The following is a 9,201-nucleotide window of genomic DNA, read 5'->3' on the forward strand; positions in this document are numbered from 1 at the left end:
CACCGTGACCCCGACCCCTGACCTGCGCATCGGCGTGATCGGCATGGGCGCCCGCTCCGATCTCGCCTTCCATGCCCACCGCCCCGGTGAGGGCTCCCGCGTCACCGCCGTCGCCGACCCGGCCGAGCGCGGCCGTGACCTCGCCCGCGAGCGCTTCGGCGAGGACGTGGCGACCGCCCGCTCCTTCGAGGAGCTGCTGGCCGAGCACGAGGTCGACGCGGTGATGATCCTCGCCCCCGACTTCGCGCACGCCGGCATCGCGCGGCAGACCCTCGCCGCCGGGATCCCCACCTTCTGCGAGAAGCCGATGGCGATCTCCCTCGAGGACGCCGACGGGATGCTCGAGCTCGCGAAGGAGAAGCGGGCCCGGCTGTACATCGGCCACAACATGCGGCACATGCCGGTGGTGCGGCAGATGAAGGCGATCGTCGACTCCGGCCGGATCGGCAGGGTGCGGGCGATCTGGTGCCGTCACTTCGTGGGCGCCGGCGGCGACTTCTACTTCAAGGACTGGCACGCCGAGCGGGAGAAGGCCATGAGCCTGCTGCTGCAGAAGGGTGCCCACGACATCGACGTGATCCACTGGCTCGCCGGCGGCGCCACCCGCCGCGTCTCCGGCATCGGCGACCTCGCGGTCTACGGCGACATCACCGACCGCCGCGACAACTCCGGCCGCCGCATGGGGGAGTGGTACGACGAGGACATCTGGCCGCCCACCGCGCAGAAGGAGCTCAACCCCGTCGTCGACGTCGAGGACATCTCGATGCTGCAGATGACGCTGGACAACGGCGTGCTCGCCTCCTACCAGCAGTGCCACTTCACCCCCGACTACTGGCGGAACTACACCGTGATCGGGGACGCCGGACGGATCGAGAACATGGGCGACGGCGCCGGCGACCAGATCCACCTCTGGACCTCGCGCCGCTCGGGACCGGGCAGGCCCGATGACATCGAGGTGATCGCCCGCGCCGAGGGCGGTCACGGCGGCGCCGACCCGAGCCTCGTCGCCGAGTTCCTGCGCTTCGCCCGCAGCGGCGGATCCACCGAGGTCTCCGTGATCGCGGCCCGTGAGGCGGTGGCGACCGGGGTGCGCGGCGCGGAGTCGATCCGCTCCGGCGGCGTGCCCCTCGAGGTGCCGCCGGTGGCGGACGAGATCAGGGAGTACTTCGACGGCGGACAGGTCTGAGCAGACTCACCCCCGCATCCCGTGGGCGCGCAGGGCGTCGGCCACGTCCGCGGTCGTGGCGGCGCCCGCATGCAGCGGCCACACCGCGGCGACGTACCCGTCGGGTCTCACCAGCAGCATCCGCGCCTCGGCGTCGCGGTCGGATCCCGCACCGCAGAACGGTCCCTCCACCGCCGCGGGAACCTGCGGCCGCACGGCATCCTCGACCCCCTCGACATGCAGCTGCCAGCTCATCGCCCGCAGCGCCTCGCGGTTCGCGTCGGTCGGCAGGAGGCGCCGGCCGACGGCCCGGTCGCGCGCCCAGCGCGGCAGCGGCTCCCCCTCGGGGACCGCGTGGTAGTGGATGCGGTACTGACCCAGCCACCCGCCGAGCCGGCGCCCGACGGGAGTGGCGAGGAGCCGCGGTGCGAGCACCGCCAGCAGGTCACGGGCCCGACGGCGCACGAAGGCGGCGCCGCGGCCGGGCCGCGCGATCACCCCGAAGGCCCGGTCCACGATCCGCACCAGCGTCAGCGCGACCGGGCGACGCTCCGCCTCGTAGCGCTCCAGCTGACCGGGCTCCCGCAGCCCGGAGGCGACGTCGGCCTGGAGGTTCACCAGGTGGTGAGCGTCCTGCAGGCCCGTGTTCATGCCCTGACCGCCCACGGGGGAGTGGACGTGCGCGGCATCGCCCGCCAGGAACACCGGACCCTGCCGGAACCGTGAGGCGACGCGGTGATGGACCCGGTAGGCGGAGAACCAGTCCACGCGCTCGTACCGGATCACGAGATCCTCGCGAGCGCCCGCGAGCGCCTCCTCCTGGTCGGGCTCCGCCCCGCCGTGCAGCCAGATCAGCCGGGCGTGCCCGCCCTCGCCCAGCGGGAACAGGAGCGCGAAGCGCTGCCGGCCGAAGCGTGCGGTGAGCGCCCCGGTCTCGATGCCCCGCACCCGTTGCAGGTCCGCCACGCAGAACGTCGCCTCGTCGGTCACTCCCTCGAAGGGGAGCCCCAGCAGGTGGCGCACGGGCGAGCTCGCCCCGTCGGCCCCGATCAGCCATCGCGCCCGGACCCGGATCGGGTCCTCCGGCCCCTCCAGCAGCGCCTCGACCCCCTCGTCGGCCGACGGGTCCGCGGTGAAGGAGACGAGGCCGAGCCTGTAGCGGACGGGTGCGCCCTCGGCCGCGAGGGCGTCCGCGAGGAGCCGCTCGGTGCGGCTCTGCTCGAAGACCCGCGCCCCCGGGAACGGGGTGTCCCCCTGCTGCGCGGCGGCGAAGTCCGCCCCCACTCCGGGGCCGCCCTGCCGGATCCGGATCCGGCCCGCGGCCTGCGCCCCCTCCAGCACCGGTGCGACCAGGCCCAGCTGGTCGAGGATCTCCATGCTGCGGGACTGGACCACGATCGCCCGCGACTCCCTGGTCGGCCCCGGCTTCGGATCCACGATCAGGGCCGACAGCCCGCGGCGCCGGGCGACGAGCCCCGCCATCAGGCCCGTCGGCCCCGCGCCGACGACCAGCAGATCGGTGGTCAGAGCGGCATCGGGCGAAGGTGCCGGGCCGGTCGTGTGCGCAGCGTCATCCATGGCGGCCTCGTCTCGACGCAGGAGCGGTGGGGACCACCGTAGACCTGTCGGCCCGCGGCCTCGCCCGGCGGTACGGTGCCCACGTGCTCCGTCCGGAGCCGTGCCGTCGAAGGAGTCCGCATGACCGCCACCCGCACCACCCGCCGCATCCTTCCCGAGGACCTCCCCGAGGCCTGGTCCGGGGCGGCGACCTGGACCGGCGTCGCGGGCGGCACCCAGCCCTGGCGCCTCGCGCCGGCGCAGCTGGCGCGGATCGGCTCCGCCGACATCGAGGAGCTCGCCCGCATCCCGAACGGCGTGCGTCTGGCCGTGGAGACCGACGCGCGCCAGCTCGAGCTCGCTCTCACCACGCAGGAGTCCCACGCGAACGCCCCGCGCCGCGCGGACCTCGTGATCGACGGCGAGCACACGGCGACCCTCGAGGCGGGAGGCCGCACGGAGCTGCTGATGGACCTTCCCGGCAGCCTGTCGCGCGTCGAGCTGTGGCTCCCGCACACCGCACCGACGGTGCTGCACCAGGCGCTGCTGCACGAGGCGAGCGTGCTCGTCCCCGCCCCGCCGCGCGGCCCGCGCTGGACCGTGCACGGCAGCTCCATCACGCAGTGCAACGAGGCGGAGAGCCCGAGGGGGACGTGGCCCGCCCTGGTCGCGGCGCAGAACGACTACGAGCTGACCGCGCTCGGCCTGTCCGGGCAGTGCCATCTGGACCCGCCGGTCGCCGAGACGATCGGGCGCTCCCGCCCGGACCTGGTCACCCTCTGCATCGGCGCCAACATCTACGGCGCCTCCACCTTCACCGAGCGCAGCCTGCTGCCGACGCTGATCGGCTTCGTCGACCACGTGCGACGGTTGACACCGGCGCCGATCGTGCTCATGAGCACCATCACCTCGGGCCCGCACCGCGAGGACGCCCCGAACGACGCCGGGCTCACCCAGCGCCGCCTGCGGGAGATCGTCCATCAGGGCGCGGAGCTGCTCGCGGCCGAGGACCCGCTGCTCACGGTCGTCGACGGGACCGAGGTCATCACAGCGCAGGAGATGCACCTGCTCGGCGACCAGCTGCACCCCACGCCCGAGGGCTACCGGGTGATGGCCGAGCGGCTCGCGCCCCGGATGGCCGAGGCGCTCGCGGAGTCTTGCCTCACCCCTTCTGTCGCCCCTTGAAGCGGGGCTCCTCCTTGTTGATCACGTAGAGCCGGCCGCGGCGGCGCACCACCTGGGCGCCGGGGCGGGCGGCGAGGGAGCGGAGCGAGGAGCGGACCTTCAGCGCGTCCCCTGCCCGTAGCGGCGGCGGAAGCGCTCCACGCGACCGGCGGTGTCCAGCACCTTCGACTGCCCCGTGTAGAAGGGGTGCGAGGCGGAGGAGACCTCCACGTCGATGACCGGGTACTCCTGGCCATCGGTCCAGGTGATGGTGCGCTCCGAGGTGGCTGTGGAGCGGGTGAGGAAGGAGAAGTCGGCGCTCGCGTCGCGGAAGACGACGGGCCGGTAGTCGGGATGGATGGACGGCTTCATGGGATGTCCTCCTTCAGAGGATGGGGTGGGGCGAGCCGGAGCTCACCAGCTGGACTTCGTCACGCCCGGCAGCTCGCCGCGATGGGCGGCCTGGCGGAAGCGCACCCGGGAGAGCCCGAACGTGCGCAGGAACCCGCGCGGACGGCCGTCGATCGCATCGCGGTTGCGCAGTCGGGTGGGGCTCGCATCGCGCGGCAGGCGCTGCAGCGCCCGCTGGGCGAGCACCTTCTCCGCGGTCGTCGCCTGCTTGTCCTTGATCGTGCACTTCAAGGCCGCACGCTGCTCGGCGTATCGGGCCACGGTCCCGCGGCGCCGTGCGTCGGCGGCGATCTTCGAGCTCTTCGCCATCAGCGCTCCTCGCGGAACTCGACGACCTCGCGCATCCGGGGGTCGAACTTCCGCGCGACGAGCCGGTCGGGGGTGTTCCGACGGTTCTTGGTGGTCATGTACGTGAATCCGGTGCCGGCGGTGGAGCGCATCTTGATCACGCCTCGGATGTCGTTCTTCCTGGCCATAAGGGGTTTCCTCTCAGATCTTCTCTCCGCGGGCGCGGATCTCGGCGACGACCGCCTCGATCCCGCGGCGGTCGATGGTGCGCAGTCCCCGGGTGGAGACGCGCAGGCGCACGGTGCGACCGAGCGACGAAACGAAGAACCTCTTCGTCTGCACGTCGGGGTCGAAGCGCCGCGAGGTGCGGCGGTGCGAATGGGACACGGACTACCCGAAGCGGGGAACCGCTCCGGTGACTTGACAGCGCTGGGACATGGGCAGCGATACTAGTAATGAGAATGGTTATCGTCAAGCAGGAAGTGCAGAACCCATGCCCGCGAGCCGCTCCTCGAAGCCCGTCTCCCCCAACCGCTCCCGGGGGCTCAGCATTCCCGCCCTGTCGCGATCGTCACGGCGCTCGACGAGGTGCTGCGCGACGCCCTGGTGGCGAGCCTCCTCCTGGACGCCGAGGGACTCCTCGCCCTGCGCTACGAGGTCGTCGAGGACTCCTCCGCGCTGCGACGCCTCGTCGTCGCGGCCGGCGGGGTGCGCGAGCACGAGCTGGTCGACCTCGCCCACCCCGCAGGAGTGGGCGCGAGGCCTCGCGCCGTGGCTCGGCGCCGAGGACCTCCTCGCACCCTGGCTCGGGGAGCGGGACGCCAGGGTGTGAGAGGGGCGGCGGGCGTGCTCAGGCTGCCGTGACGGTGCGTCGGGCGTGGCTGCGGTGGGTGAGGACCACGAGGGTGAGCAGCGCGCCCACGCTCACCGCCGCCACCACGATCCGCAGCACGGGGCTGCCGGTCGCGTCCCAGGCCGTGTGCAGCACGACCGCTCCGAGAAGGGCGACCACCAGGGCGAGCGCCCCCCGGGCCTTATGAGGCGTCTCGACCAGGAACCACAGCGCCGCGCACACCGCGCCCGTCCAGGCCACGTGCCCGGCCGGGACCAGCACCCCGCGCAGCACGAGCGTCGCATCGAGTGCGCCGAGCCCGCCGCCCCTGGACAGCAGCGCCCCGAAGCCGTAGCCCATCGTCTCGAGCACCGCGAAGCCCGTGCCGGCCGCGATGCCGATCACGAGCCCGCCGCCGCGGGTCGCGCGATGGGCGAGCGCGAGCACGATCAGCGGCACCACGAGCTTCGCGGACTCCTCGATCACCCCGACCAGCAGGATCGAGGCGCCGCCGAGCACGGCGCCCGCGATCCGCTCCTCGAGGCCGGCCGCGCAGATGCCGAACAGGCCGCTCGCCGCGACCGTGACCAGCACGATCCGTCCGGGGACGACGGGGCCGCTGCGGGTGGACTGCGCGAGCAGCAGCACGGTCACGGGGATCGTCGCCGCGCCCACCAGCAGCACCGTCGGCAGCAGGATCGGGTTGCCGGTGAGGAGCATGATCACGAAGGTCGTGACATAGCCGAGCAGCCCGCCCGCCAGCACCAGCAGCCAGGAGAGGCGCAGGTGCCAGGGGTAGCGGGCCGGGGCGTGCGGGGCCGGGGTCCGAGGTGCTGGCCCCTGTGTGACGGGGAACTGTGCGGTCATCGCCCGCTCCTTCATCCGGCGGGCTCGCTCGTGCTCACCCGAGGTGAGGCGTCGTCATCGCGGCGGCGTCGAGGACAGTATGCCCCCGCGGGGAGGCGACGGCATCGTCTGCTCGGTCACTCCTCGTCGAGGCGCTGGTGCGCACGACTCCGACGCCGAGCCGGCGCCGGCGGCGCGTCCCGCCGCACGGTCCCGCCGACGACGAGAGCCGTGACCCGGGCCGGACGAGCTCGCTCGTCGGCGCCGGATCACGGCTCTCAGCGTGTGCGTGTGCGCCGCCCGTCGGGGCGGCGCAGGCGCTCTCAGGCGGTCGCGGTCCTCGCCGGCAACACCTTGTCGCCGTAGCGGCGACGGAAGCGCTCGACGCGCCCGGCGGTGTCCAGCACGGTGCCGCGACCGGTCCAGAACGGATGCGAGGCCGAGGAGACCTCGACGTCGATCACGGGGTACTCCCGACCATCCTCCCAGCTCACGGTCTTGTCCGAGGGGCGAGTCGAGTTGGTCAGGAAGGATTCCCCGGCGCTCCGGTCCCGGAACACGACGGGTCGGTACTGAGGGTGGATGTTCTTCTTCATGGCGTTCTCCTCACCGCGTCGATGACTGAAGGATCAACGACGCAGGGGGTTCGTGTATTCCCGCGTGGCCCGGCCGGCTATCGCGGCCGGTCGCGGCGCCCGTCGCCGCGGGGCGGCGGGCGCCGCGGGCAGTCAGGCGGAGGTGCCGACGAGAGTGCGTCGGGACTGCTCCTCCTGCACGGCACGGCCTCCGGTGCGCTCCAGATGCGCGGCGGAGGAGAGGTCCACCTCGATGACGGGGTAGATGTTCCCGTCCTCCCAGGTGGTCGAGTGCTCCGAGGTGCGAGTGGAGCGGGAGAGGTAGCGCAGCCCGGCGCTCTGGTCGCGGAAGACGACGAGATGGGGCTGAGGTCGATGGTCCTGTCGGTGGTCGGTCATGTGGTTCTCCTTCGAGGTCGGCTCGCGGCCGACGTGATGTCTGTGCCCGGCACGGTGCCGGGTGGGTGTGCGTGCGGCAGCTCCGCCGGGGCGGAGCGAGGCATCCGTGTCCCGCTGCGCAGGGCTGTCGATGCCGCTGCGGCATGGCGGGGTGCTCGCGGCGCCCGCTGGGGCGGGCTGCTCGCGCTGCACGCGGTGCGAGGGCCGGGGCGCCGCCGTCGTGGCGGGTCCGGCCGGGAGGCTCGCACATCCGACGACGGCTGGGGCCGTCGTCCGGAGCTCTGCACGCTACGGGGTCATCAACGGGGATGTCCAGGGGTTTATTCCCGCGGGTGCGTCACCCAGTGTGTCACGACCTGCCGTCGGCCCGCGCCTCGTCGTGGTGGCCGCGCCCGGCGGCCCGATCCACGATCAGCAGCACGTCGACCGGACCGCCCTCGGCGCCGAAGGCGTGGGGGACCAGGGTGTCGAACTCGGCGGACTGGTCCTGGGTGATGCGATGGCGCTGAGTGCCGAGCTGCAGGATCAGCGTCCCCGAGAGCACCACCAGCCACTCCTGGCCGGTGTGGGCGCGCATCCGTGCGGGATCCGGGGGCGGGTCCACGACCCGTCGGCGCAGGATCACGGTGTCGGGAGCGCGGCGCATCTGCCAGCGCAGCGCGTCCATGCCGTGGTCCTTCACCGGGTTCGAGACGATCTGCTCGCCCTGCACCGCCACGAGCTCGTCGAGGCTCGTGTCCAGGGCGCGCGAGAGGTCCACCAGCTGGTCGAGGGCCAGGCGCCGCCCGCCGCTCTCGATCCGCGAGAGCGTCGAGGCGCTGAGGTGGGTGCGGCCGGCGAGGTCGTCGAGCGTCAGCCCCTGCGCGAGACGCAGCGCACGCAGCCTCTTGCGCACCAGGTCGTCGAGCTCCGCCGTTCCTTGCGACATGAGCAAGAGTGTATGCAGCCAAGGCAAGTCGGTCCAGGGTGGAGACATCGCCCCGCCGAGGGGCGCAGCACCCGACCGAGAGGACCCCGCCATGACCGACCATGACCAGCACGCCGCCCCGACCCGGCCCGAGCCGACGGAGACCAGCCCGCTCGCCGCCGACCCGGCGCACTCCGACCCGCTGCCCGCGACGCTCGTCGACGCCGTCGTGATCGGCGGGGGCGCCGCCGGGCTGAACGGCGCGCTCATGCTCGCCCGCTCCCGTCGCAGCGTCGTCGTCCTCGACGCAGGCCACCCGCGCAACGCCCCCGCCGAGGGGATCCACGGCCTGCTCGGCAACGAGGGCACGGCGCCCGGGGAGTACCTCGCCCGCGGCCGGGCCGAGGTGCGGCACTACGGAGGGCTCGCTATCCGCGGCGAGGTCGCCTCCGCCCGCGCCGTCGACCCGTCGGCCGAGGGCGATCTGCGCTTCGAGATCACCCTGGCCGACGGGCGCGCCCTCACCGCCCGCCGGGTCCTGGTCGCCACCGGCATACGCGACGAGCTGCCGGAGATCCCCGGCCTCTCCGAGCACTGGGGCCATGACCTCGTCCACTGCCCCTTCTGCCACGGCTACGAGGTGCGCGACCAGGCGATCGGCGTGATCGTGCGCCAGAGCGCCCATGCGCATCTCGCCCTGATGTTCCGTGCGCTGAGCGAGGACGTCGAGGTCTTCGCCGCAGATGTGGAGTTCGATCCCGCCGCCCGCGAGCGCTTCGCCGCGCTCGGCGTCACCGTGCACGAGACCGCGATCCAGGAGGTCCTCGCCGGGCCCGACGGCGGGATCGCCGGGGTCCGCCTCGCGGGCGGCGAGGTGGTCGCGCGCTCCGTGCTCGCGGCCGGCACCCGGATGACCCCGCGCCTGGACGGGCTGGACGGCCTCGGGCTCGCCCTCGAGGAGCTGCCCGCCGGGATGGGGCAGAAGGTCGCCACCGGCCAGGCCGGCACCACCGAGGTGCCCGGCGTGTGGGTCGCCGGGAACGCCGCGGACCCCACC

The 9,201-nt window shown here is 73.4% G+C and carries 14 protein-coding genes; 3 read left to right on the forward strand and 11 right to left on the reverse strand.

Going from position 1 to position 9,201, the window contains the following annotated elements; translation table 11 throughout:
* Positions 1–4 precede the first annotated feature (4 nt).
* Positions 5–1,186, forward strand: coding sequence for a Gfo/Idh/MocA family protein (locus L3K22_RS14980; RefSeq protein ID WP_263312094.1), 1,182 nt, complete (start codon positions 5–7; stop codon positions 1,184–1,186).
* Between the two features lie 6 nt (positions 1,187–1,192).
* Here L3K22_RS14980 and L3K22_RS14985 read toward each other — a convergent pair whose 3' ends face one another.
* Positions 1,193–2,743 carry an FAD-dependent monooxygenase gene (locus L3K22_RS14985; protein WP_263312095.1) on the reverse strand — a complete coding sequence of 517 codons (1,551 nt, stop codon included), beginning with the start codon at positions 2,741–2,743 and terminating at the stop codon, positions 1,193–1,195.
* 120 nt (positions 2,744–2,863) lie between these two features.
* Here L3K22_RS14985 and L3K22_RS14990 point away from each other — a divergent pair, with 120 nt between their 5' ends.
* Entirely contained in the window at positions 2,864–3,907 is a 1,044-nt protein-coding gene (locus tag L3K22_RS14990; protein ID WP_263312096.1) for a GDSL-type esterase/lipase family protein, read from the forward strand.
* Here the strand turns inward: L3K22_RS14990 and ykgO are convergent.
* From ykgO to L3K22_RS15040, 10 genes are all read right to left on the reverse strand, one after another.
* Positions 3,885–4,010 (reverse strand): type B 50S ribosomal protein L36, encoded by a 126-nt coding sequence (gene ykgO / locus L3K22_RS14995; RefSeq protein WP_263312107.1) that lies wholly within the window; start codon positions 4,008–4,010, stop codon positions 3,885–3,887. The genes L3K22_RS14990 and ykgO overlap by 23 nt on opposite strands.
* On the reverse strand, positions 4,007–4,258 hold the full coding sequence (locus L3K22_RS15000; protein WP_263312097.1) for a type B 50S ribosomal protein L31: 252 nt from the start codon (positions 4,256–4,258) through the stop codon (positions 4,007–4,009). The genes ykgO and L3K22_RS15000 overlap by 4 nt, the downstream gene beginning before the upstream one ends.
* Positions 4,259–4,300: 42 nt before the next feature.
* Positions 4,301–4,606 carry a 30S ribosomal protein S14 gene (gene rpsN, locus L3K22_RS15005; RefSeq protein WP_263312098.1) on the reverse strand — a complete coding sequence of 102 codons (306 nt, stop codon included), beginning with the start codon at positions 4,604–4,606 and terminating at the stop codon, positions 4,301–4,303.
* A complete protein-coding gene (gene rpmG / locus L3K22_RS15010; protein WP_263312099.1) occupies positions 4,606–4,773 on the reverse strand; it encodes a 50S ribosomal protein L33 in 168 nt (55 codons plus the stop codon). Before rpmG ends, rpsN begins: the two co-directional genes overlap by 1 nt.
* A gap of 13 nt (positions 4,774–4,786) precedes the next feature.
* Positions 4,787–4,972 carry a 50S ribosomal protein L28 gene (gene rpmB / locus L3K22_RS15015; RefSeq protein ID WP_263312100.1) on the reverse strand — a complete coding sequence of 62 codons (186 nt, stop codon included), beginning with the start codon at positions 4,970–4,972 and terminating at the stop codon, positions 4,787–4,789.
* A gap of 84 nt (positions 4,973–5,056) precedes the next feature.
* A complete protein-coding gene (locus L3K22_RS15020) occupies positions 5,057–5,326 on the reverse strand; it encodes a hypothetical protein (RefSeq protein WP_263312101.1) in 270 nt (89 codons plus the stop codon).
* Positions 5,327–5,435: 109 nt separating this feature from the next.
* Positions 5,436–6,284 (reverse strand): PrsW family intramembrane metalloprotease, encoded by an 849-nt coding sequence (locus tag L3K22_RS15025; RefSeq protein WP_263312102.1) that lies wholly within the window; start codon positions 6,282–6,284, stop codon positions 5,436–5,438.
* Between the two features lie 302 nt (positions 6,285–6,586).
* On the reverse strand, positions 6,587–6,859 hold the full coding sequence (locus L3K22_RS15030) for a type B 50S ribosomal protein L31 (protein WP_263312103.1): 273 nt from the start codon (positions 6,857–6,859) through the stop codon (positions 6,587–6,589).
* Positions 6,860–6,991: 132 nt separating this feature from the next.
* Positions 6,992–7,237 (reverse strand): 50S ribosomal protein L31, encoded by a 246-nt coding sequence (locus L3K22_RS15035; RefSeq protein WP_263312104.1) that lies wholly within the window; start codon positions 7,235–7,237, stop codon positions 6,992–6,994.
* Between the two features lie 349 nt (positions 7,238–7,586).
* Positions 7,587–8,165 carry a helix-turn-helix domain-containing protein gene (locus L3K22_RS15040; protein ID WP_263312105.1) on the reverse strand — a complete coding sequence of 193 codons (579 nt, stop codon included), beginning with the start codon at positions 8,163–8,165 and terminating at the stop codon, positions 7,587–7,589.
* A 91-nt stretch (positions 8,166–8,256) separates the two neighbouring features.
* Here L3K22_RS15040 and L3K22_RS15045 point away from each other — a divergent pair.
* The coding region (locus L3K22_RS15045) for an NAD(P)/FAD-dependent oxidoreductase (protein WP_263312106.1) at positions 8,257–9,201 on the forward strand (945 nt) is incomplete at its 3' end.

This window comes from Brachybacterium atlanticum (assembly GCF_025669985.1).
Classification (GTDB): Bacteria; Actinomycetota; Actinomycetes; order Actinomycetales; family Dermabacteraceae; genus Brachybacterium; species Brachybacterium conglomeratum.